This window comes from Natronosalvus vescus (assembly GCF_023973145.1).
Classification (GTDB): domain Archaea; phylum Halobacteriota; class Halobacteria; order Halobacteriales; family Natrialbaceae; genus Natronosalvus; species Natronosalvus vescus.
Genome location: NZ_CP099546.1, coordinates 658056 through 681589 on the forward strand (window position 1 = coordinate 658056; position 23534 = coordinate 681589).

22 protein-coding genes are annotated in these 23534 nt (G+C 63.8%); 7 read left to right on the forward strand and 15 right to left on the reverse strand.

What is annotated here, in order from left to right:
• Positions 1 to 143 precede the first annotated feature (143 nt).
• On the reverse strand, positions 144 to 1817 hold the full coding sequence (purH, locus tag NGM68_RS03045) for a bifunctional phosphoribosylaminoimidazolecarboxamide formyltransferase/IMP cyclohydrolase (RefSeq protein ID WP_252700178.1): 1674 nt from the start codon (positions 1815 to 1817) through the stop codon (positions 144 to 146).
• 167 nt (positions 1818 to 1984) lie between these two features.
• On the opposite strand from purH, the gene purB reads away from it, so the two are divergent.
• Positions 1985 to 3370 (forward strand): adenylosuccinate lyase, encoded by a 1386-nt coding sequence (purB, locus tag NGM68_RS03050; RefSeq protein ID WP_252700179.1) that lies wholly within the window; start codon positions 1985 to 1987, stop codon positions 3368 to 3370.
• A 42-nt stretch (positions 3371 to 3412) separates the two neighbouring features.
• On the opposite strand, the gene NGM68_RS03055 is transcribed toward purB, so the two are convergent.
• The 5 genes from NGM68_RS03055 to NGM68_RS03075 all read right to left on the reverse strand — a co-directional run bounded on the left by NGM68_RS03055 (position 3413) and on the right by NGM68_RS03075 (position 7158).
• On the reverse strand, positions 3413 to 3877 hold the full coding sequence (locus NGM68_RS03055; RefSeq protein WP_252700180.1) for an ester cyclase: 465 nt from the start codon (positions 3875 to 3877) through the stop codon (positions 3413 to 3415).
• A 183-nt stretch (positions 3878 to 4060) separates the two neighbouring features.
• Positions 4061 to 4969, reverse strand: a complete 909-nt coding sequence (locus NGM68_RS03060) for an oxidoreductase (protein ID WP_252700181.1) — start codon at positions 4967 to 4969, stop codon at positions 4061 to 4063.
• Between the two features lie 69 nt (positions 4970 to 5038).
• On the reverse strand, positions 5039 to 5533 hold the full coding sequence (locus NGM68_RS03065) for a desampylase (protein WP_252700182.1): 495 nt from the start codon (positions 5531 to 5533) through the stop codon (positions 5039 to 5041).
• On the reverse strand, positions 5530 to 6477 hold the full coding sequence (locus NGM68_RS03070; protein WP_252700183.1) for an ABC transporter substrate-binding protein: 948 nt from the start codon (positions 6475 to 6477) through the stop codon (positions 5530 to 5532). The genes NGM68_RS03065 and NGM68_RS03070 overlap by 4 nt, the downstream gene beginning before the upstream one ends.
• Before the next feature lie 132 nt (positions 6478 to 6609).
• The gene (locus NGM68_RS03075; protein WP_252700184.1) at positions 6610 to 7158 is read right to left on the reverse strand and encodes an NUDIX hydrolase; all 549 of its coding nucleotides are present in this window, start codon (positions 7156 to 7158) and stop codon (positions 6610 to 6612) included.
• Between the two features lie 180 nt (positions 7159 to 7338).
• On the opposite strand from NGM68_RS03075, the gene NGM68_RS03080 reads away from it, so the two are divergent.
• Entirely contained in the window at positions 7339 to 7614 is a 276-nt protein-coding gene (locus NGM68_RS03080; RefSeq protein ID WP_252700185.1) for a PadR family transcriptional regulator, read from the forward strand.
• 324 nt (positions 7615 to 7938) lie between these two features.
• On the opposite strand, the gene NGM68_RS03085 is transcribed toward NGM68_RS03080, so the two are convergent.
• The 3 genes from NGM68_RS03085 to NGM68_RS03095 form a co-directional block, all read right to left on the reverse strand.
• The gene (locus NGM68_RS03085) at positions 7939 to 9000 is read right to left on the reverse strand and encodes a DUF4397 domain-containing protein (protein ID WP_252700186.1); all 1062 of its coding nucleotides are present in this window, start codon (positions 8998 to 9000) and stop codon (positions 7939 to 7941) included.
• Between the two features lie 241 nt (positions 9001 to 9241).
• Positions 9242 to 10018 (reverse strand): PAS domain-containing protein, encoded by a 777-nt coding sequence (locus NGM68_RS03090; protein WP_252700187.1) that lies wholly within the window; start codon positions 10016 to 10018, stop codon positions 9242 to 9244.
• Positions 10019 to 10108: 90 nt separating this feature from the next.
• Positions 10109 to 10363, reverse strand: coding sequence for a HalOD1 output domain-containing protein (locus NGM68_RS03095; RefSeq protein ID WP_252700188.1), 255 nt, complete (start codon positions 10361 to 10363; stop codon positions 10109 to 10111).
• 174 nt (positions 10364 to 10537) lie between these two features.
• Here NGM68_RS03095 and NGM68_RS03100 point away from each other — a divergent pair, with 174 nt between their 5' ends.
• Together NGM68_RS03100 and NGM68_RS03105 are read left to right on the forward strand one after the other, a co-directional pair.
• The gene (locus NGM68_RS03100) at positions 10538 to 14203 is read left to right on the forward strand and encodes a PAS domain S-box protein (RefSeq protein ID WP_252700189.1); all 3666 of its coding nucleotides are present in this window, start codon (positions 10538 to 10540) and stop codon (positions 14201 to 14203) included.
• Between the two features lie 44 nt (positions 14204 to 14247).
• Entirely contained in the window at positions 14248 to 15090 is an 843-nt protein-coding gene (locus NGM68_RS03105) for a CPBP family intramembrane glutamic endopeptidase (protein WP_252700190.1), read from the forward strand.
• A gap of 153 nt (positions 15091 to 15243) precedes the next feature.
• On the opposite strand, the gene NGM68_RS03110 is transcribed toward NGM68_RS03105, so the two are convergent.
• From NGM68_RS03110 to NGM68_RS03120, 3 genes are all read right to left on the reverse strand, one after another.
• Positions 15244 to 15840, reverse strand: a complete 597-nt coding sequence (locus tag NGM68_RS03110; RefSeq protein WP_252701369.1) for a DUF7411 family protein — start codon at positions 15838 to 15840, stop codon at positions 15244 to 15246.
• A gap of 40 nt (positions 15841 to 15880) precedes the next feature.
• Positions 15881 to 16252, reverse strand: coding sequence for a DNA-binding protein (locus tag NGM68_RS03115; RefSeq protein WP_252700191.1), 372 nt, complete (start codon positions 16250 to 16252; stop codon positions 15881 to 15883).
• A gap of 176 nt (positions 16253 to 16428) precedes the next feature.
• Positions 16429 to 16884: a 30S ribosomal protein S19e gene (locus NGM68_RS03120; protein ID WP_252700192.1), complete on the reverse strand. Its 456-nt coding sequence runs from the start codon at positions 16882 to 16884 to the stop codon at positions 16429 to 16431.
• 164 nt (positions 16885 to 17048) lie between these two features.
• Here NGM68_RS03120 and thiL point away from each other — a divergent pair, with 164 nt between their 5' ends.
• The gene (thiL, locus tag NGM68_RS03125; RefSeq protein ID WP_252700193.1) at positions 17049 to 17942 is read left to right on the forward strand and encodes a thiamine-phosphate kinase; all 894 of its coding nucleotides are present in this window, start codon (positions 17049 to 17051) and stop codon (positions 17940 to 17942) included.
• Positions 17943 to 18054: 112 nt separating this feature from the next.
• Here thiL and NGM68_RS03130 read toward each other — a convergent pair whose 3' ends face one another.
• The 3 genes from NGM68_RS03130 to NGM68_RS03140 form a co-directional block, all read right to left on the reverse strand.
• Positions 18055 to 19179, reverse strand: coding sequence for a site-2 protease family protein (locus tag NGM68_RS03130; RefSeq protein WP_252700194.1), 1125 nt, complete (start codon positions 19177 to 19179; stop codon positions 18055 to 18057).
• Between the two features lie 352 nt (positions 19180 to 19531).
• On the reverse strand, positions 19532 to 19771 hold the full coding sequence (locus NGM68_RS03135; RefSeq protein WP_252700195.1) for a DUF7123 family protein: 240 nt from the start codon (positions 19769 to 19771) through the stop codon (positions 19532 to 19534).
• A gap of 245 nt (positions 19772 to 20016) precedes the next feature.
• Positions 20017 to 20853 (reverse strand): molybdopterin synthase, encoded by an 837-nt coding sequence (locus tag NGM68_RS03140; RefSeq protein WP_252700196.1) that lies wholly within the window; start codon positions 20851 to 20853, stop codon positions 20017 to 20019.
• Positions 20854 to 20967: 114 nt separating this feature from the next.
• Here NGM68_RS03140 and pyrH point away from each other — a divergent pair, with 114 nt between their 5' ends.
• Positions 20968 to 21693: a UMP kinase gene (pyrH, locus tag NGM68_RS03145; RefSeq protein WP_252700197.1), complete on the forward strand. Its 726-nt coding sequence runs from the start codon at positions 20968 to 20970 to the stop codon at positions 21691 to 21693.
• Entirely contained in the window at positions 21683 to 23401 is a 1719-nt protein-coding gene (gene lysS / locus NGM68_RS03150; protein ID WP_425493597.1) for a lysine--tRNA ligase, read from the forward strand. The genes pyrH and lysS overlap by 11 nt, the downstream gene beginning before the upstream one ends.
• Positions 23402 to 23534: the final 133 nt, after the last annotated feature.

Below are 23534 nucleotides of genomic sequence, written 5' to 3' on the forward strand. Positions count from 1 at the left end.
CCTTCGTCGTTTGCTACAGCCTAACCCTTCGCCTTTGAGGCGTCAGGCAGGTTGAGGCATTGTGAAGAACACCGTTTCTCCCACCTCGAGTCGAACAGTAGTTGTTCGAAAATGAACTCAGTAGTGACTCGAGTTCGCTCCGGTCAGTCGTGTCTAAATGACCGCTGACCCGTGAACACCATCGCCATCCCGTGTTCGTCCGCTGCCTCGATCACGTCGTCGTCGTTGACCGAGCCACCGGGCTGGATCACCGCTTCGATGCCCGCCTCCGCGGCCGCCTCGAGGCCGTCCGGGAACGGGAAGAAGGCATCGGAGGCCATCACGGCCCCCTCCGCGGACTTGCTTTCGGCGTGCTCCTCGGCTTTCATCGCCGCCAATCGAACCGCGTCGACGCGGGAGACCTGTCCCATGCCGATGCCGACGGTTTCCGTTCCCGTCGCAAAGAGGATTCCGTTCGATTTGACGTGCTTGAGCGTCTGCCACGCGAACACCATCGACTCGAGTTGTTCGTCGGTGGGTTCGTGCTCGGTGACGACCTCGAGGTCGTCGACGGTTACCCGCTGGCCGTCGCGCTCCTGGACGAGTCGGCCGCCGACGATGGGTTTCTCGGTGAAGCGTTCGGTGGGGGTCTCGAGTGCTCGCGGCGAACTGCCGCTCGCTCGTTCCGAGGCGCGTAGCGCCTCGCGCCCAACGTCGAGCACGCGCAGGTTCTTTTTTTCGCACAGGATCTCGAGTGCCTCGTCTGTGTAGCCAGGGGCGACGACGACCTCCTTGAACGAGTCGATGATGGCCTCGGCCGTCTCGGCGTCACACTCGCGGTTGAGCGCGACGATGCCGCCGAAGGCGCTCATCGGGTCGGTCGAGAGCGCGCGGTCGTACGCCTCCGACAGCGTGTTGGCGGTGGCACAGCCGGCGGGATTGGTGTGTTTGATCACCGCGGCAGCGGGCTCGTCGAACTCCTTGATCAGATTGAGCGCGCCGTCGGCGTCGTTGTAGTTGTTGTAGCTGAGCGCTTTTGCTCCCTCGTTCAACTGGTTTGCGTGGACGACGGAGGCCTCCTCGCAGGTGTAGTCGGCGTAGACGGCCGCGTTCTGGTGAGGGTTCTCGCCGTAGCGGAGGGTGTCCAGTCGGTCGCTCGAGGTGAGTCGCCGTGCTGGCAGGCCCTCGTCCTCGTCGGCATCGTCCGCGTCGACTGTAACCTCGCCGGCCTCGAGATCAACGTCGACAACGTCCTCTGCGAACCACTTCACTGCTCGCGGGTACGCGCGGAACTCGCCCTCGTAGAGGACGCGCTCTTTGAGCGCCTCCGTGGTGTCACCGTCGTAGACGGGAATCGGTTCCTGGGTGACGATCGGGCCGCCGTCGACTTCGCCTTCGATCACGTTTCCGTCTCCGTCGGTCGCGTCGGTGACGACGTGTACGGTACAGCCCGTCACGGAAACGCCAGCCTCGAGGGCGTCGCCCCAGGCGTCCATCCCTGGGAACGCCGGCAGGAGTGAGGGGTGAACGTTCAGTGTCGTCGGCTGGGCCTCGAGGAATGTCTCGGAGAGGATCCGCATGTAGCCGTCGAGACAGACCAGGTCGTAGTCGTAGTCAACGAGGGCGGCGGTGACGGCCTCTTCGTGTTCCTGGCGGCTCATTTCGTCCTCGAGCGAGACGACTTCGGTCGGAATCCCGCGGTCAGCCGCGTCATCGAGCACGGGTGCGGCCGCGTTGTTCGTGAGGATCACGGCGACCTCCGCACCGCCAGGCGCTCGATCGGCGATATTCAGCAAATTGCGTCCGCGGTTCCCGGCCAATCCGGCGAGTCGTGTCATACTGGAGGTGCCGACTGCGAACGGCAAAGTGGTTGCGGTCTCGAGCGAGAATATGTGCACAAATGTGTATAAATACCTGGGTGATGTGGCTCGAAAGGACAATCGATGTGCACGGGTGTGGAACGAAATCCGACACGCTTTTGCACACTGCTGGTGCACCCACGGACATGACCGACACGCACGCGCTGTACGCCGTCTCGCCGCTCGACGGCCGCTACGGCTCCCGGACGGAACCGCTGGCTCCCTACGCGAGCGAGGCCGCGCTCATGCGCGCTCGCGTCCGCGTCGAAGTCGAGTATCTGATCGCGCTGGCCGACCTCGAGGCGACGCCCCTCGAACTCGACGCCGACGACCGATCCCACCTTCGCGGGCTGTACGAGGACTTCGACGAAGCGGACGCCCAGCTCGTCAAGACGCTCGAGACGGAGGGGTACGCGGGCTTCGACGCGACCAACCACGACGTCAAGGCCGTCGAGTACTTCGTCCGTCACCGTCTGCCCGAGGGGAGCGACGCCTCGGCGTGGATTCACTTCGGGCTGACCAGCGAGGACGTGAACAACCTCGCCCACCGCCTGCTGGTTCGCGGGGCCGTTGAGGACGTCGTCCTGCCGGCGCTGTTCGAGGTGCGCGACACGCTCGCGGAGATGGCCCGAACCTACCGGGACGTGCCGATGCTGGCACGAACGCACGGCCAGCCGGCCACCCCCACGACGTTCGGGAAAGAATGCGCGGTGTACGCGGCGCGTCTCGGTCGGGCCACCGGCCGCGTGTCGACGGCGACCGACGCCCTCTCGGGCAAACTCGCCGGTGCCTCCGGCACGTACGCGGCCCACATCGCCGCCTATCCAGACGTCGAATGGCGGGCGTTCGCCCGCGAGTTCGTTACGGGGCTGGGTCTCGAGTTCACGTCCCTGTCGACGCAGGTCAACCCCTGTGACGACCTGGCGGCGGTCTTCGACGCCCTCCGGGGGGCGAACAACGTCCTGCTCGACCTCGACCTCGATATCTGGCTGTACGTCTCCGATAGCTACCTCGGCCAGGAGGCTGTCGCGGGCGAGACAGGATCGTCGACGATGCCCCACAAGGTGAACCCCATCGACTTCGAGAACAGCGAGGGGAACCTCTCGAAGGCCAACGCCGACCTCACCTTCCTCGCCGACTACATCACGACCTCCCGACTCCAGCGAGATCTCTCGGATTCGACGGTCAAACGCAACATCGGCGCCGCCTTCGCCCACTGTCTCATCGGGTACACCAAGACCCAGGCCGGCCTCGAGAAGGTCGTCCCCAACGAGCACGTCGTGCGCGAGGAGTTACAGAACACGCCAGCGATCATCGGCGAAGCCGTCCAGACGATCCTTCGCCGTGAGGGCCAGGACGACGCCTACGAGCAGGTGAAGGAACTCACTCGCGGCCGGGAGGTCTCCCTCGAGGACTTTCGTGACCTCTTCGACGACCTCGACGTGAGCGAGGACGTCCGTGAGGAGCTACGGGCGCTGACGCCGGAAACCTACGTCGGCGTTGCGAGCGAGTTAGTCGACGACCTCGAGTAGTGATCTCTGCAAAAAAGACGATTCAGGCCTCCAAGAGGGGATTCAGGCCTTCATCTTTGTGATTTCGTCCATCGGTGGGAGGATACCGAGTTGCTGGAGGAACTCCAGATTGTCGGATTCCGCCCACCGTTCGACGATCAATCCGTCCTCGAGGCGCATCCATACCATGTTCGACCCGGACACCTGTTTCCCCGTCGGTTCCATGCCGCCGTACGATCCATCGTTCGTTCCCTCGAACGTGAAGCGAACGGCGACCGTCTCGTCCTCGGCGATCATCTCCTCGATCGTCACCATCGCATCGGGGAACGCGTTGCGTGCGCTCTCGACGTGACGGACGAATCCCTCGAAGCCCCTCGCCTCCTCGGGAGTGAGCGTCTCGTCCGAGACCGGGTCGTGATTGACGACGGTCTCCGCGATTAGCTCGTCGAGCAGTTCGGTTCGTCCCCTGTTGAAGGCTTCTTCGTAGTACCGCCGTACGACCTCCATGTTCTTCGCTGGTGTAGCCATAGCCAACTCACCGATGGACTCTACGCTTCATAACAGGTTAATGTATTCTGAAATATATCCGGTCGGTCAGCGAAACCGGAGCGTCGCCCGGCCACCGTCACAAAAGCAGCGGGTTGCTTTCCACAGGCATGTGGAACACGGTCTCCAGCCCGAGTGCGGTGCGTACCGAGCAGCGCGGACGAACTACGGGTACTCGACCGCTGTCTCCGCCTCCGATCGTTCCCAGAGCCGCCGTGCAGTCTCCGGGTTGTGAGCAGCGCTCGAGGGCCGTTGGCGCGTTGGGGAGCCACGGACATTGAAGGGGCCGCCCGGGCCGTAGTACGCCCCACCCTCCACGTCAGGGGCGGTCGCGGCGTACAGCGTCGGCAACGCACCCTTCGACGCCGGCTGGGCGAAGAGTGCGTTCGCCAGCCCCATCATCACGAGTTGGAGGCGCGACCCCTTGGCTCGAGCGACCCGGAGCTGCAGGTTCGTGTCGGCGTAGCCCGGATGCACCGCGATGCTTTTCACGCCACGACCGGCGGCCTCGAGCCGCCGCTGTAGTTCTCTCGCAAAGAGGACGTTCGCGAGTTTCGACTGTGCGTAGGCGTCCCAGGGGCCATACGATTGCTCGCCATGGAGATCGTCGAAGTCGATCGACCCCATCTTGTGCATCGTGCTCGAGACGGTGACGACCCGTCCGCCCTCGACCAGGTTCTCGAGCAACAGGCCAGTGAGGGCGAAGTGCCCGAGGTGGTTGACCCCAAATTGTTTCTCGAAGCCGTCCGCAGTCGTCTCGTGCGGGATGCCCATGACGCCCGCGTTGTTCACCAGGACGTCGATCTCGGAGTCTTCCAGTCGGTCGGCGAACGCACGAACGGACTCGAGGCTGGCGAGGTCGAGGTGTTCACGCCACAGGTCGGCCCTCCCGACGTCGGCGTGGATTGCCCCGGCGGCGGCCTCGGATCGGTCGCGACTGCGACAGGCCATCACGACGGTTGCGCCGGCGCGGGCCAGTTCGCGGGCCGTTTCGTGACCGATTCCGCTGTTCGCCCCCGTCACGACCACTGTCGCGTCGGTCACCTCGGGAATGTCCGCGGCAGTCCAGCCCATACGTGGTCGTGGGCCGCGAGCGGTTTGACGGTATGGGTTTCGGAACTCGAGGCGTCGTGACCGATCGCGTCAGGGTCGTTCGATCGTCTCGGAAACGAACTGTCCGCTGTCGTCGTCGTGATCGTGGTCGTTGTCGCGCCACCGCCAGGAACCGATGACCTCCTCCCCGTGATCCCCTTCGAGGCTCACGATCACGTACGACCGATCCGGCCACGCCGCACCGGCGACGTCGGTCTCACTCGGTTCGTGCGGGCCCCGTGGATGGGAGTGATAGAAGCCGACGATCTCCTCGCCTCGATCCTCGAGTTCCTCGAATACGGCGAGTTGCTCCTCGGGGTCGATTCGATACTCCCGTCGTGGTTCCGCGGCGACGTTGCGGGTCGGATACCGGCTGTCGACGCGGCTTCGGTTCGTGTCGAACCCGCCGCCGAAGACGCCACAGCACTCCTCGGGGACGGCCGATCGAGCGTCCTCGACGATGGCTTCCTCGATCGATTCGGGAAGCTCGAGCGTCGGTGCGGTCGTGGTGCCACCGTCCGTGTGGTGGGAGTCTCGCTCGATCACGCTGTCGCCCCGTAATCCGCTCGGAGAACCGACCACGGCACGGCCACGTCAGTCGACGGCCGTTCGTCGAACCGCTCGGGCTGGATGATCGGTGCAAGGAGCTCGAGCGTATCCACGAGTCGCGGCCCGGGTCGGTTGAGGTACTGATCGCCGTCGAGCGCCCAGATGCGGCCCTCCTCGACGGCCGACAGCTCGTCCCACCCTTCGCGGTCGGCCAGATCCGCGAGGTTCTCGGCGGTCTGTGCGAGGTCGAATCCGCACGGGGCGACGATCACGACCTCCGGATCGTAGTCCCGAATTTCGTCCCACTGGCGCGGCCTCGAGCGTTCCCCCACATCGGCCAGCCCGTAGCGTCCGCCGGCCCACTCGACGAGTTCGGTCGTCCAGTGGCCGGCGATCATGACCGGGTTCGTCCAGTCGAAGATGGCTACTCGCGGTCGCTCGCTCGCGTCGATGTCGGTCGTCCGATCCCTGACGGCGTCGATCCGTCCCTCGAGATCGTCGATCACCGTTCGAGCCCGCTGCTCGACGCCGGCGGCCCGCCCGATGCGCTCGACGTCGGCGAATACGTCCGCGACGGAGTGAGGGTCGGTCGTCAGGAGGTCGGGTTCGGCCTCGATCGCGTCGACCGCGCGTTCGATCGCCGCCGTATCGACCGCACAGACGTCGCACATTCCCTGTGTGACGATCAGATCCGGATCGAGCGCCTCGAGCGTGGCGTGGTCGATTTCGTAGACGCCCTCACCGCTCTCGTCGTCGGCCGCCTCGAGCACCTGTTCGTCGATCGCCGCGCTCGAGCCGTCGGTGTCGATCCGTGAGCGGGTGACCGGCGGGTGGTCGAGAACGCGGGGTGGGTAGTCACACTCGTGGGAGACGCCAACCGGCTCGAGCCCGAGGGCACAGGCGATCTCGGTCGCCGAAGGGAGCGTGGTGACGAGGTTCATGCGAGCGGGTTGGGTCTCGAGGGAGAAAAGCGTACGTCGCCGCGGTGCTGTGCTGGGCACTGATCATTGGACACTGGTCACTGGTCACTGATGCCTTGTCTCTAGCCTCTAGTCAACGCCACTAATCCCTGGTCATTCCCCGACGAGCTCGAAGTGGGACACGGCGAGCACCGTTCGCCCGTCCCGTATCTCTCCCTCGCGAACGGCCTCGAGCAGTTCCGCGTAGGCCATCGGAGTCACGCGAATGCTCTCGTCGTGATCGAGTCGTTGCTCGCCCGCCGGCTCACAGCCTCGAGCGACGAAAAAGTGCATGACGGAGTCCGCGAGTCCGTTCGCCGGTTCGACGGTAACCAGCGGCTCGATGGTGTCCGCCACGTGGCCGGTCTCCTCGGCGAGTTCGCGACGGGCGGCCGCCTCGAGATCGTCGTCGTCGGGTTCGGTGGTTCCTACGGGGAGGCCACGATTGATTCGCTCGACTGCCTGACGCCACTCTTCGATGCAGACGACGGTACCGTCGGCGGTGAACGGGAGGATACAGACGCTGGCCGGCTCGGAGAGGTAATCGAAATCGGTTTCGTCGCCATCGGGGAGTCGTACGGTCTGCGTAACGATGTCGAAGCCAGGGCAGGAGTAGGCTACACCGGACTCGCGCGTCTCCCAGGCGAGCGGATCGTCGGGCATACCGGCCGATACGGCGGTCGCTGGGAAAAACGTCGTGGCTCGTGGCCGCTCGAGTGCAATCACACGAGTCGGGCGTTCAGTACCGCGTTCTACGTCGTCAGTTCCGGTCTCACAACTTCCGTGTACTGGCTCTATAACAAAGCCACAGATCGATGAACGTTCGTTTTCAGAGGGTGATCCATGGATCAACTAACAGGTTTCCAACGCGACTTGCTGTACGTCATCGCCGGCATGGAACGGCCGTCGGGCCAGCAAATTCTCGACGATATTAACGAGTACATCGACCAGCCGGTCACACACGGTCGGCTGTATCCGAACCTGGATACGCTGGTCGAAAAGAAACTCGTCGAGAAAGGGCAACTCGACCGACGGACGAACTACTACGCGTTGACCCCGAAGGGTCGGCGCGAATTACAACGACGCCAGGAGTGGGTACAACGATACGTCGACGTCTAACGTTTTTTCACGTTTACGAGCGGCGCGGTGGGTCGAGCCAGCGGGTATCCGTTGTATCCAACGGATTGCCCGTTTCGACCCGGTATTTCCGAGGTGTCGTTGCTGTAGCGACGCTCATTCTATCACCTCATATCGGCCAGCTACTCCACTCGAGTGTCGGCTTCCGGGCGGTGACTGATTCGATACGTGACGGGTCACCCGACTCGCGATCGCGTTCCCAGTTCGAGTAGTGATTGCGCTACTGGCTCCGTGCATCACGCCCGAAAACTGACGACGGAGCCGTCTCGAAATCGAGCGTCAAAACGGGGCGGCCATCCGTTTCGTTCAGGTGTCGTTGTCGTCGTTGTCGTCAGTGTCGTCGGGTTCCTCGTCCGGCTCTTCTTCGGGTTCCTCTTCTGGCTCATCCGGTTCTTCCTCTGGCTCCTCTTCAGGCTCCTCCTCCTCCGGTTCCTCTTCAGGCTCCTCCTCTGATTCGTCGACCGCCGGTGGCCCGTCGACGGTGAGGTTCACCGAGAACGCACGGTCTTCCTGGTCGGCTTCCGGCTCGAGGTACCCTGCTGCGAAGGCCGTGTACGCCGTTCCCATCTCGAGGTCGACGGTGACGGAGGCGACGGCATCGGTGTCTTCGGCTTCGTCGTCTTCGTCGCGCGCTTCGGTTTCGTCGTCAGCCGCTTCCTCGTCGTCGTACTCATCATCGGTTTCCCTCTCGTCGTTGTCGTCGTCAGCTGCTTCCTCGTCGTGGTCGTCGGTTTCGTCAACATCGTTCGCACCGTCCTCGTCGTCCAACTCGTCGTCACCAGCAGCGGGCACGACGTCGAGCGTGTATGACCCCGCCGGAACGGCGACGTAGTTCGTCCCCTCGCCGAAGGCCACGTTCGCGAACAGCGCCTGTCCGCTTTCGCTCTCCTCGACGTCGACCGCTGGCGCGTCCGGTGCGGCGTGAACCAACCGGACGAGCGAGGAACCAGCGTCGGTGAGAACCAGCATCTCGAGGGTGTCGGCCTCGAGTTCGCCGATCGCGGCGATCGTGTAAAACGCGTTGCCGACCGCGAGCTCCTCGTCGTAGACGACCGTTTCCTCGTCGCCGGCAGCGGTCACCCGAACCGAGTAGGTTCCGGGCTCCAGCTCGAGATACGGGGTCACCTGGTCGTAGGCAGCGTCTGAAACGACTCGCTCGTCGTCGACGTAGACGTCGACTGCCGGGGCGTCCGGGGAGAAGTGAGCGACACGAACGCCGCCCGTGGGGGCCGTTCCGTCGTCCGTTTCGTCGTCCGTCCGCTCGTCGTCTTCGTGTTCGCCCATCGCGAAGACGCGTCCGCCCGCGAGTACGCTTCCCGTGCCGACGACACCCAGTGCTTTGAGTGTCGTGCGTCGTGATGTCCTCATAATGCACTCGATACGGGGGACACTGAACGAATAAAGCGAGCCGTCAGTTCCGCGGATTTGGCCGTGGTTTACACTCGACGCGTCCCTGTAGGCTGTCTCTGTGGCCGAGAAACGTTCCCCTACGCGTGGTCGTTAGTCGCTCGAGCACGGTGACAAATATCCGTCTGCCACTGTACGAACGTGTCCGAGAACAGTCCCCTCGAGGCCGCTATACCCCGCCCAGACCGCGTCTCGCTCCCCCTCAGCGAATGTTGTCGGGAACCCGATTCGACGAGTCGCCCTCGAGGAGCAGGGCGAAGCCGCCATCCTCGAGGCCGATAACGCTCACGCCCGACGTAAACGTTGTGTCCCCTCGTCGGCCGATACACGTCCCCTTCCAGCGCCAGCCGGCGGCGGCCACCGTGAGCGCCGTCTCCTCGAGTCGCCGCACTTCGTCGTCGGGATACGGGAGTCCCCAGTGACTCCCGAGGAGTTCCTCGCGGGCGACGGCGAACTGCCGGACGTAATTGGTGTTCACTGCGATCACGGTTCCGTCGGGGTCGACGAGTGCGATCCCATCACCGACAGCTTCGAACGCTGTCAGCACGTTTCGAGTCAGCGTTCGCTGCCGGTGGTGATCGATCAGCCGACGAATCCGTGCAGCCAACCGGTCGCCGTCCCGTTCCCCGGGACGGTGCTGGATTGCCCAGTCGTCCTCGAGCACCGCGTCGAACAGCGCCTCCGATTGTGGCGCCGTATAACAGACGACGGGAAGCGTCGATTCTTGACGCCGAACGCCCGAGAGCACCTCGAGGGCGGTCGCCGGCGATTCGGGGGCCACGCACACGACGCTTTCGACCGCTGGTGATCCGATCGGTGCCGTCTCGACCGTCTCCGCCGTCTGCACCTCGAGCACGTCGGTTCGACCGAGTGCCGTCTCGAGTGTCGTGATCGGGTCTCCGGTACCGATCAACAGGACGGTCGCTGCGGCGTCAGTGTCCGTACCTGTCGTGTGTTTATCGGTTTCGACGGCTGTCATCGTTGTGAACACCTGTTCGGTACCGGCATCGTCTGGGAACTGCGGCGGAACAGCCAGCGGAACGACCGGGAGTCGACCCCGACGATCGGTTCATGCCGGTGGGTACACCGACCCATCGACGGTGACGGTACCGTCGTGTTGAACCGTGATTTCGCGACCGACATATTCGAAGGTGACCGTACACTGGACGTCGTCTCGAAAGAGTTGATCCAGCGCTTCAGGGTCGACTGCCTCGAACAGCGGTACCTCGAGATCGAGTGGATCGACACCACTGTCTTCGGCGATGGCTTCGATCACGCGCATACTCATCGAGTGGGCGGAGGGTCTGGTGTCAATCTGGGGCATCGTTGTTCCGGCCTAAGTGAACGCGGGGTATTTGCCTAGCCGTTTTATGTGTATCCCCAGCGTATATTCGACACTATATGTATAGCGCGGGCTTGACGTGCCCGACTACTCGGCGACGACACTCAGCGGGTACAAGCCAGCTATACGCGTGATTGCTATCGATTCATGGGACTAATGACAGCACACTGTGATGGCGATGCGAGCAGATCCCTCGAGCGTGTCGACAGCGCCTGGTTCGAACTCCTTTCGGTGGCGGGTGACCCACTGGGTGCGGTCGACAGTGTGGGTGTGTTCGCCCTGTGGATCGCTATCAGTGTGGGTGTTCTCGGACTCACCCGCGAGACGGGAAACGGTGGCGGGAGTTCGGGAAACACTGATGACGGCACGCCGACGGGCGACGTCGACGGAAACGACCCACTCGAGGCGCTCCTCGAGGCGATCGACACGCTCGAGGAAGGCACCTACGACATAGCGGTTCCGACGGAACGAGCGGACGAGTACGGCCTGCTCGGTGACCGTCTCGAGGGGCTGGCGGACTCGCTTCGGACGCGATCGGCCGACCTCGAGCGGTATCGCGGCTACACTGACGACCTCGTCGATGCCGTCGACGACGTGTTCATCCTGCTCGAACCGGACGGCACGATTCGACGCTGGAACGAGAGTCTCGTGGCATCGACGAGTTATACATACGAGGACGTCACCTCGATGAACGCCTTCGAGTTCTTCGGTTCGGACGAACGGACGCGAGTCGAGACGGCCGTCGAGACGGCGCTCGAGACCGGTCACGCTCGGATTGAGACCGACGCGGTCGGAGTCGATGGAACGGTCGTACCCTACGAGTTCGTACTTTCGCGTGTCGAAGACCCCGACGGGACGGTACTGTTGGCTGCGGTCGGCCGTGACGTCAGCGACCGAAACGCCCATCGCCAGCGGCTGCGCGAACGCGAACGGCAGCTTTCGACGCTGATGCACAACATCCCGGGCATGGTCTACCGATGCCGGAACGAGCCGACGTGGCCGATGGAGTTCGTCAGCCAGGGCTGTCAGGAACTGACCGGCTATCGGCCCGACCAGCTCGTCGACGGCTCCGTGGTCTGGGCTGACGACGTGCTGGTTACGGACAATTCTGTGCTCTGGGAGCACGTCCAGGGGAGCCTCGAGACCAGGAAGCCGTTTCAGGTCACCTACGAGGCCGAGACGGCGGACGGCAGGCGACGGTGGTTCAAAGAACAGGGACGCGGCGTCTTCGACGATGCGGGAACTCTCGAGGCCCTCGAGGGAGTGATCATCGACGTTACCGACCGCGTCGAGAGCGAGCGCGAACTCGAGCGGACGAGCGAACTCCTCCAGCAGACGCAGCGGGTGGCGAGTGTCGGCGGCTGGGAAATCGACGTCCACGGTGGGGAACCCTACGACGTCCTGTTGACCGATGAGACCTTTCGTATTCGGGGCCTCGAGCCCGCTGATTCGATTCCGCTCGAGCAAGGGATCGAATGGTACCATCCGGACGACCGCCACCGAGTTCGCGAGGCCGTGTATCGGGCCATCGAGGACGGTGTGAGCTACGACCTCGAAGCTCGACTGCACACCGAACGCGGCGACCAGCGGTGGGTCAGAGTAATCGGCGATCCCGTCAGGGAGGACGGTGAAATCGTCATGCTCCGTGGGTCCCTGCAGGATATCACCGAGCGAAAGGAACGCGAGCGCACCCTGACCCGAACTCGCGAGATGCTCGAGCAGAGTCAACACATCGCCGACGTCGGTGGGTGGGTCATCGAACTCGAGGACGGCGAGCCATCGGTCTGCCAGTGGACGGAGAAAGCCGCCGAGATATTCGGTCTGGAGCCAGAGGGCTCGCTGGAATTCGACGAGAGCATAGCGCTGATTCACCCCGACGACCGAGCCCAGGTTCGAACCGCGTTCGAACGAACGGCCGCCACTGGCGACCCCCACGACCTCGAGGTTCGGATCGGTACCGACACCGGGCAGGTTCGCTGGATCAGGACGATCGGGAAGCGCTACACCGACGACGGTGAGCCGAGCCACTTGCAGGGCTCGATCCAGGATATTACCACGCGGAAAGAGCGGGAACTGGCGCTTCAGTCCCTCCACGAAACGACCCGGGAGCTATTACAGGTCGACTCCATCCCGGCGGCCGCGTCGCTGATAACCGAGACTGCAGACGGGGTACTCGACGTTTCCGGCAGTTGTGTGTACGCGTTCGATTCGGAGACGAACACGCTCGACCCCATCGCGAGCTCCGGCGGATTTAGCGGCTACTGCGATGGAGACGTTTCGATCGGGGCCGGTGACGGAGACTCGGTGCTCTGGGAAACGTTTCTAACGGGTACGCAAACGGTCTTTGATGGGGCAGAGGTTACGAGTCAGTCACCCGTGTTCGGTACCCGTGTCGAGGCAGGGCTGGTCGTTCCGATCGGCAACCACGGCGTCTTCGTGGTCGCTCACGACGACGTGATCGACCACGAAACCCGACGTCTCGCCGAGACGCTCGTCGCCACGATGGAGGCGGCGTTCGATCGCCTCGAGAGCGAAGCCGATCTCCGAACCCGCGACGCTGAACTCGAGGCCCAGAATCGCCGGCTCAGCCGACAGATCCAGATCAACGACATCATTCGGACGGTCGATCAGTCGCTCATCGGGGCATCCAGCCAGGCGGACATCGAACGCACGGTCTGTGATCGGTTGAGCGAGAGCGAACACGTCGAACTCGCCTGGATTGGAGGCCTCAACGTCGCCGAAACGGTCGTCGAACCGCGGGCCTGGGCCGGACAGCCCAACGAGTATCTCGATGCCGTCTCCCTCGAGACCGATGTCGACGAACCGGAACTCGCCGTGGCGACGGCACTCACCGAAACGCCGGCGGTCGTCTCGAACGTAGCCGACGACCTGCGGACACCCTGGCGAAAAGCCGCGCTCACACACGACCTGTCCTCGTGTCTGGCAGTCCCCCTCCGCGTCGATGAGTACACGTACGGCGTCCTCGCGGTCTACACCGACGAACCTGGTGCATTCGGCGACCTCGAGCGAACGGTCTTCAGCGAACTCGGTGAAACGATCGCGAACGCGATCACGGCCGTCGAGGCGCGTTCGGCGCTCTCTGCGGAGTCCCACCTCGAGTTGACGCTGCACATCGACGGCACCGACGACGTCCTTGCCCGCCTCGCTGCGGACGCCAACTGTCAGGTGACCTACGAGGGGATGGGGCGACACAGCAGCGACGAGGTGCACCTGTTCGTCATCACCGAGGGTGCCTCGGCGGCAGCCGTTACCGCGATATTGGACGACCTGGTTACCGTCGTCGGTTACCGACGTATCGGTGGCGGTGAGACGGCGTCGTCGGACGAATCCGAACCCGAACGCTGTCACTTCGAGATCACCGTCTCGGGAACGCCGCTTGCCTCGCGGCTTACCCGTCACGGCGGCAGTCCACAATCCATCCGGGCGACTGCATCGGGTATCGACGCCGTCGTCGATTTACCGACTACGGCCGACGTCCGGGAGTTCGTGGACACACTCGGCGAGACCTACGATCACGTCGAATTGCAAGCACGTCAGCACGTCGACCGGGCCATGCACACCAGAGCCCAGGTCGTCACCGAACTGTTCAACGACCTCACCGAGCGCCAACTCGAGGTGCTCCGGACGGCGTACTTCGCGGGCTTTTTCGACTGGCCACGTGAGAGCACCGGTCAGGACATCGCCGATATGCTCGAGGTGAGCCAGCCGACGATCAACAGGCATCTGCGGTTCGCCCAGCAGCGGCTACTCACACAGCTATTCGAGCGAGACGGGGTCGGAACCGGAGGATCACGATCCTGACCGAGAGAGGAACGCCCAAGGCTATTCACGACAAACGGCCGGATATGGATACACACAACCGCTCGGCGGGATACGGCCGCTCACTCCTCGTCGCCGTCGCCTTGACGATTGGGGGGATTATTTCGGCGGAGTTCCTGACGTTGCCGGCGATTCTGGCCGAACCAGGGCTGATATCCGAACCAGCTGAGACCTCCCGAGAGATTAGGACGGCGTTTTTCGTCCTCAACTTTGCCGGCTTCTTCGTCGCAGGAGCAGCCTACCTCTGGTGGACTGAACGCGGTTGGGGGTTCATCGACATCGCGGTTCCGGATCGGCGCGGGTGGCTCATGTCGATCGTCGGAATTCTCGTCAGCATCGGCTTCGTCATCGGTGCGGGGGTACTGTCGACGCTCCTCGACATCCCGCCGTCGTCGAACCAGGTGATCAACTTCATCGGTGAGGATCCAACGATGGTCTTGATCATGATCGCCATCGTTTTCCTGTTCAACGCCCCAGCCGAGGAGTTTCTCTTTCGGGGCGTCATCCAGAAACGCCTCTACGCCTCGTTCACGAAGCTTCACGCCGTCCTCGTCACGAGCGCTATCTTCGCGCTCGTACACCTCCCGGCATACGGGCTCGTTCCCGGCGGCGAATCCGTCCCACCCTCGGCAATCGCGTTCTCCATCACCATCGTCTTCGGCGGTTCAGTCATCTTCGGCTACCTCTACGCGATCACCGACAACCTCTTCGTTCCCATCGCCGCTCACGCGGGTTTCAACGCTTTCCAGTTCGGTACCATGTACATCGTCCTCCAGTACGGCGACGACGAGGACATCGAGGCCATCACCTCGACGCTGCTCGAGGTACTCCCGGTGCTGCTCGAGGTACGGGCCATCGTCGGGGTGTAGTCTCATACCGTCGAACGATTCTTCGGACGATGTGCTCGAGGTTCGCGTGATGCCGAGAACTCGAGCAGGCAGCAAACGGAAACGCAGGCGAAAACGAACACTGAGAACCGAGTGACATGAGTGTGCGAGACCGTCACGTCACCGATTCTGGCGTTATCGATCCTGTACGCCCCGTACGTGCGTCTGTTCGTGGGCCGGAAACAGCGACCCGATCGAGTCCTGCCCGTCGGCCTCCGCGATGAGCGCCCGAAGTTCGGCTTCGTAGTCCGCCCGGGTGATCTCCTCGCTCGGCCCGACGGTGACGTCGAGCGTCGAGTCCACCAGCCGATCGACCGCCTGCCGTCCGAAGCCCGACAGTGGCGCGATGTAATCGACGTCGTGTCGATCCTCGAGGCTCTGGGCCTGTGCCCGCGAGACCGTCGGCACCCGGTCGTCTCGGCGCGTTCCATCTGCGACGGCGTCGAATCCGGACTCGGCCAGCGCTTCGAGGGCGTGCTGGTGTACCCGCTGGATGCCGTTTCGCGGGAAGCCGTCGGTGCGGATCGTCTCGACGGCGTCGGCCGCCACGTCCGGGTCAAGATCCAGGCGTTCGAACGCGAAATCGAGTGATTCGGCGGTGTCGCGCGCGTACGTCCAGTCGTCGGTAATCCCGAACGTTGCCGTCATCAGGGTGACGTCATAGAAGTTATCGAGGAGGAGCGCGGCGAGTGTCGAGTCCTTCCCGCCGCTGTAGAGCAATCCGAGGCGCATCGGACTCGACGGCTGTGTCGGCGTTGACATCGATGTCTGCTCAACGTCGTTTGATGTCAAAGCTCTTCTTCTCGGGCTGGAGTTCCTTGAGTAGCTGTTGCATCTTTTCGTCGTCGATCTTGCCCTGAATCCGTCCGCTCTGGGCCAGCGCGACGATCTGTCGTTCGACCTGTTCGCCGAACTGCTGCTTGCTCATCTTTACCGTGTTGAGTCGCTTTCGTGCCTCGTCGGTCAGATACTGCCGTAAGAGCGCCTGACGCTGGGCTTCGGCCTGTTGCTGGGCGGCCTCCTGTGCTTCGGCGTTGGCCTGTCCTTGCCCCTGACCGGACTGGGACTCGGCGCGCTCCTGAAGCTGCTCCATCTTCTTGCGGCGCAGTTCATCGAGGTCGTCGTCCGATTGTCCACCGTTCATACACACGTGTTGTTTGGGGACGGAGAAAATGATTACGGACGCGGGCGATCAGGAACTGATGACCGATACTCTCGACGACGTCGTATTCGTTTCACGCAATTGCACCGCTGACGGCGATCCGGCCCACGCTATTGCGCTTCCACTACGGAACAGCGAAAGACGATAAACGATCCCTATCAGGCGTAGCGCTCGAGTTCCGGACGGTCGAGGTCGGAGAGAACTTCGCCGGCGGTCTCGTCGAGGAAGCTGCGTCCCTCGGCGGTGATCCGTCGACCCTCACCGTCGGCGGTCTCGACGTAGTCGAGTTCCTCGAGTTGCTGGAGGATCGTGCGGATGACGTTTCGCGAGCCGTCCGATCGCTTGTCGGGGGCGACGCGGTAGCGGTTCGAGCCTGGTTTGCCGCCACCGTACTCGGTGGCGAGGCGCTGGACGCCGACCGGGCCGTCGTCGGCGACCTTCCGAAGCAGGCTGCCCGCGCGGATCGCCCAGAAGTTCTCCTGCTCTGGGGGCAGTTCTCGATCGACACCGTTCTTCGTAAACGCTGCCCACTCCGGTTCCTCGAGGTCGTCGGCGAGGTTCTCGGCGAGCGCTTCGATGAGCGCTTCCGCCGGAACGTCGTACATCGTAGCCATTGGGGTTTCGTTCCCTCTGGCGCCATTTAAGGGCATCGTTGTCCCTCCACCGCCCCGTCGGTGGTTTCGGGTGACAGTGCCACGCACGTCGACCACACGCGTCGCTCGCTGACTCGGTGACCGGCTTCCGGTTCGCTTTTCGCCCTGCCCTTGGTAGGGGGTGTATGGACGAACGGGCCGCGCTCGCGTTGCTCGAGCGCCACCTCGACCCGGTCGGCGACGACGCCGCGATCGTCGACGATCTGGTGATCACGACGGACATGCTCCACGAGCGGACGGACTTCCCGGCCGGGACGACTCGCTATACGGCCGGCTGGCGGTCGGTGGGGGCTTCGCTCTCCGACGTTGCCGCGATGGGGGCGAGCGCGACGGCTGCCGTTGCGGCCTACGCGGCCCCCGAGTTCGATGCGGACGATCTCGAGGCGTTCGTCGACGGGGCGAACGACGTCTGTGATGCCGTCAACGCGGCCTACGTCGGCGGTGACCTCGACACCCATCAGGAGTTTACCGTGGCGACGACTGCAGTGGGCGAAACCACAGCCCCCGTCCTCCGCAGGGGAGCGACCCCGGGCGACGTCGTTTGTGTCACCGGCTCGCTGGGACGGAGCGCGGCCGCCCTCGACCACTTCGACGCCGACAACATAGAGCGGGCGAACGAGCTGTTCAGGTTCGAGCCACGGGTTCGAGCCGGCCGCGAGCTCGCGGACGTGGCGACGGCGATGATGGACTCGAGCGACGGACTGGCCCGCTCGCTCCACCAGCTGGCCGAGGCGTCAGACTGCGGGTTCGCCATCGAAGGGGCGTCGATTCCGGTCGCTTCGGCGCTCGAGGACGCGCTCTCTGAAACGGGCGCGACCGACGCTGAGATTCTCGAGCGGGCGATCTCCTTCGGCGAAGACTTCGAACTGGTGTGTACGATACCCGAATCGGCTGTCGAGGCCGCTCGAGAAGCCATCGACACCGAGTTGACCGTGGTCGGGGCGGTCGTCGACGCTGGCAAGGGCATCACCCTCGACGGGGCGAAACTCGCGGATCGGGGCTATACCCACGGCGGGTGAGCGGCCCCGTATGCGCCCCCTCGAGACTCGCTTATAGCGATTCGTGGACGTCCTGAGCCACTCGAGCGGAGACGGTAGCGCGTGCGTGTCTCGACAGTTTCACGGAACACTATTAGTTGACGATCGAGACCGGTGCTGGCATGAAACAGAGCAGACCGAGACCGAAGGTGACGAGGCCGAGTGCGACCCGCTTTCGATCCAGGCGGTCGTCGTTCACCGGAACGGCTGGCCCCATCGCGGCGAGTAATACGGCGAACAATCCCCAAAACACCCAGATGAACACCGCGTTGCCGCTGTAGCCGTCGACGTAATAGAGGTACGCCGCCAGGGAGAACAACACGCCGGGAACGACGGCTGCGACCGTTTCCTGAAGGTCACCGACCATCGCTCGCATGATGTGACCGCCGTCGAGTTGGCCCACCGGGATGAGGTTCAAGAACGTGATGAACATGCCGACCCAGCCCCCGATGACGACCGGATTGACGTTTTGCGTCGGATCGTCGGCGTACAGTGGCCGATCGACGGCGGCGGCGATCATCTCGAGCATCGGCGGAAAGCCGAGTCGAATCTGGGTCGCGTCGGGGTCGGCTGCACCCTCCGGGACGGGCACCGGCGGCAGATAGAGGCCGATTACGGTGACGACGACGGTGGCGACCAGCCCGGCGAGCGGGCCGGCGACGCCGATGTCGAACAGTGCTTTTCGACTCGGCATCTGGCCTTTCATCTTGATCACCGCTCCCATCGTCCCGATGAGCGTCGGCACCGGCAGGAAGTACGGCAGCGAGGCGTCGACCTGATGGTAGCGACTCAGGACGTAATGGCCCATTTCGTGGACGCCGAGTACGCCGAGAATGGCGACGGTAAACGGCCACGCGCGCCACAGCTCGAGCGGGTCGCCGATCGGGTCGATGCCGTACCACATCGCCCCCGCAAACAGCGTCGAGGCGACCGTCGCCAGGAACAGAACGAGGTTCGTCCAGGGAATGCCGTCGACGCCCAGCGAGAGGGGCTCGGCGACGAGGACGTACTCGCCGCGTTCGACGGTGAGCCGAACGTCGTAGCCGGCCTCGCGGAAGTCACCCCAGAGTTCCCGCATCATCGGCTCGGGTGCCAGTTGTGGCGTCCCGTAGTAGCGAATCTCGTCGCCATCGACCGCGATTTCGTAGACCGGAAACACCGATTCGATCCGCTCGAGGGGCGGACCGTTCCCGGGCACCTCGGCGTCGGCCGAATTCATTGCCTGCTCGTTCGTCGCCACCTCGTATAAATCGACTGTCGTCGGCGTGACGGCTGTGTCATAGTCTCCCGGGGTATGTCGGCGCTCGACGACGGAGTCCGGTTCTGCTGTGGGTGCTGTAGCTCCGTGTCGAACTGGGGGATAGGAGAAACCCCGACGTCGACTGGTGTGCGGCCAGCGACGACGGGGTTTTGTGCGTGTGATCGTCTCGCCGCCCGCCGGTATCAGCGGACGGCTGTGCGTGAGACGGGCGGTCTGGATGCCGCCTGGGTGATCGTCGTACGCGCCGCGTGTGGAGTAGCGCGTACGTGTGGGACCAATTGCAATTCAGGGGGCCGATGACACGACCCGTTCAGGCTGGAGCGACTCGCCACGTGGTCGCACTCGTGTACGACCACTTTTCGATCTCGAGATCCGTCGCGGATTCCGAGAGCTTGACCATCAGGGCACCGATCTCTTTGGGGGAGAGACCGACGTCGTCCGCGATGAACTTTCCTTTGAAGTACATCTCGCCGTCGGCAGCGCGTTCGCGCAGGTACTGTTTGAGGCGGAGTTCTTTGCCGTCCGTGGAGGGTTGGGCTGTCGTGCTCATCGACAGCTATCCGTACCAGTGGGATGATGTTATAAAGGCGGGTTACTTCGAACTGTTTCAAATGTCTTCAGCAATCCAAGGGGTAACACTCGTTTCACCTGTGTTTTCGATACTGTTAAAGGCGGTGTGAGAGGACAGTAGAAGTTTTAAAACTGCTTCTAACGTATTATTGGACGTTTTACACTCCGTCCACTGTGAAGCGGCCACGGTCGCCATAAACCCAATATATTCGACATATTTACCGATCAGGAACGGTCGTGAACCCAGAACGTCTCTTCGACCGTCACCTCTTTTTTGAACAGAGGTACCTCGTCTTTGAGGCGGTTGATACCGTCCTCGACGGTGCGAAACGCCTCTTCGCGGTGGCCGGCAAGCACGACGACGTGGACGATGTCCTCGCCGTTACGGACGACCCCCGTCCGGTGGTACAGTTCGACCCCGTACACGCCCTCACGCGCCTCGAGGTCGGCCTGCAGCGCCGCCATCCGCTGGTCGGCGACGCCGTCGTACTTCTCGAACTCGAGGTACTCCGTTCGGGCGTCCTCTGGGTCGTCTTTCGCGCGAACGCGACCCGTAAACGTTGCGATGGCTCCGGCCTGATCAGCGTCCTGACGTGTTTTGACCCGTTCGACGAGCGACTCGAGCGTCCGATAGGGATCCGTGGCCTCGAGATCAGTCGCCAGGGCCTCCAGATCGAGATTGTTGGGCGTGCCGACGGTCGCGATCACGGGCGATTTCGAGGGTTCGCGTTCGTCGCCGACGACGACCGTCGGATGGCCCGGTATCTCGAGGCCGATGACGACAGCGTACGCGCAGGTGGGCGCGAGTGAGTCGAGCGCATCGGCGACGGTGAGTTCCGTGCCGGAGGCCGTCCAGTCGCCGTCGGCACCGAGGGCGTACGTGACGTCGCCACCGGGGGTAATCCCCGCGTCGCGAAGCGTGTTGAGCCCGTCGGCGATGGTGGCGTCGTAGCGGACGACGCCGACCCGACCGGATCGCGAGAGTTGATCGACGATCCGGTCGGCCGTGCGCTCGAGGCGGTCGTCATTCGCCCCGCCGTCGATGATGCCGAGTACGTACATATCGGAATGGTGGGTGGCGGACGTTTTGTAGCTGTCGTCGGTAGACAACCCCACACGCGGTGGTGACCGGCGTTGACAACCCTTAAGATGGACTCGCGGTTACACCGCGGTAGTATGAAAGTGGTCGTCTCAATCGGTGGGAGCGTACTCGTTCCCGAGCCGGGTGCGGATCGGGTGGCAGCCCACGCCGCCGTCGTCGAAGACCTCGTCGCGGATGGGTGTCGGGTCGGTGCCGTCGTCGGCGGCGGCGGTGTCGCCCGCGAGTACATCGGTGCCGCCCGCGAACTGGGCGCCAACGAGATCGAACTGGATCAACTGGGGATCGACGTTACCCGACTCAACGCCAGACTCCTCATCGCGGCCCTCGGTGAGGACTCGGTGACCGCCCCGGCTCGAGATTACGAAGCCGCGGGCGAGGCGCTCCGGAGGGGCAACGTCTGCGTGATGGGTGGAGTCGCCCCGGCCCAGACGACCGACGCTGTGGGTGCCGCCCTCGCCGAGTACGTCGACGCCGACCTCCTCGTATACGCGACGAGCGTCCCCGGCGTCTACTCTGCGGATCCGAACGAGGACGACACGGCGACGAAGTACGACGAACTCTCGGCGGCGGAACTCGTCGACGTGATCGCCGGCCTCGAGATGAATGCGGGGGCGTCCGCTCCCGTCGACCTGCTCGCCGCGAAGATCATCCAGCGGTCGGGAATGCGAACGATCGTCCTCGACGGCACCGACCCCGAGCGTATCGCCCGCGCCGTCCGGTACGGCGACCACGAGGGAACCGACGTGATCCCCGAGTCGGCGGGTGAAGAGCCGACCTACTGGGCCAGCGATGCACACTGACGGCGATTCCTCGAGCGCTGGTTCGACGGACGAGACGGACGGGATGGACGACACGGAGAGCCCCTACACCCTCCAACGCGAGCGAGAAGCCGAGACCGACGACGCGTTCCACGTCTTCTGGGCCGACGAGGTCGCCGACCGTATCGAGGCCCGCGACCCCGAGGAACCGATCGTCATCAAGGGCGGCATCTCGCCCTCCGGCGTCCCTCACCTGGGGAACATGAACGAGATCATGCGGGGCTACTACGTCGCCGACGTCCTCCGCGAGCGTGGCCACGAGGTTCGCCAGGTGTTCACCAGCGACGACCGCGACCCGCTCCGAAAGCTCCCGCGCACGCTCTGTGACCTCGAGGGGAACCTCGTCGACCTCGGGGACGTCAACGCGGGCGCGCTGGGTCGAAATCTGGGGGCACCCTACACCGACATCCCCGACCCCTTCGGCTGCTGTGACTCCTACGGCGACCACTTCTCGACGATCATCCAGGACAGCGCCGACGCCCTCGAGGTACCCATCGACCTGGTCTCGACGACTGACCTCTACGAATCGGGCGACCTCGATCCTGTCACCGAGTTCGTGCTCGAGCACCGCGAGCGCGCCGCGGCAGTGCTCTCGAACTACCAGGACAAAGTCGACGCCGACTACGTCCCGTTCAACCCGATCTGCGAAGAGTGCGGAAAGGTGACCGAGACCGTGACCGGCGTCGACCTCGAGGCCGGTACCGTCGACTACGCGTGTACGGACATGAAAGCCGGCGACCAGACGATCGGCGGCTGTGGCCACGAGGGCACCGCGACGTTCCGGGAGGGCAAGATGCCCTGGCGCTTCGAGTGGCCCGGTCAGTGGCAGGTGCTCGGCGTCGACTTCGAACCGTTCGGGAAGGATCACGCCGAGGGCTCCTGGCCCAGCGGCGAGGACATCGCTCGCAACGTACTCGATATCGAACCGCCCGTCCCGATGGTCTACGAGTGGTTCACCCTCGACGGCGAGCCGTTCTCCTCCTCGCAGGGCAACGTTATCCTCGTCTCGGAGGTGCTCGAGTTGCTCGAGCCCGACGTGCTTCGGTACTTCTTCGCGAAGGATCCCTCGAAGGCCCGGGATTTCAGCGTCGAACGCCTCGACCTGCTCGTCGACGAGTTCGACCGGTTCGAGGCGACTTACTTCGGCGAGGTCGATGCCGGCGAGGACGAGCAGGCGTTCGCCGACCGCGTCTACCCCCTTGTGGTCGACGACCCGAGCGCGGATCGAATCCGGCTTCCGTACACGTTCGCTGCCGTCCTGGGGATGACCGACGACCCCGAGCTCCGCGAGGAAATTGCCCGCCGGGAAGGGCATATCCCGGAGGATGCCCCGGAGGAAGCCGTCGAGAACGCCCTTTCCCGCGTCGAACAGGCGCGAAACTGGGCCCGGCGCACCGAAAACGAGTTCGACTACGAACTCAAGCGAACGACGATCCCCGACCACGAGTTCGACGAGGCGACCGAGAACGCCCTCGACGACCTCGCGGCGTTCGTCGCCGAGGGTCACGATGGTGAGGCTATTCAAGGCGAAATTTACGAATCTGCGAAACGTCACGACCTCGAGATCGGGGACTTCTTCGGCGCCGGCTACCGGTTGTTCTTCGACGAAGAGCAGGGGCCGAAGCTGGGCCCGTTCCTCGCGAAGGTCGATCGCAACTTCGTCGTGGATCGGCTTCGACGGGAGCGATAACGGTTCCTTGCGTCGCTCGAAACGCCGTTCGCCACGTTCATCGCTGTCCTAATTACAGATTTTGTAGCCAAAACACTTCAAATAGTGACGTAAGCGGGAGGACGCTCGAGCACGCTATCCCGTAACACGATTT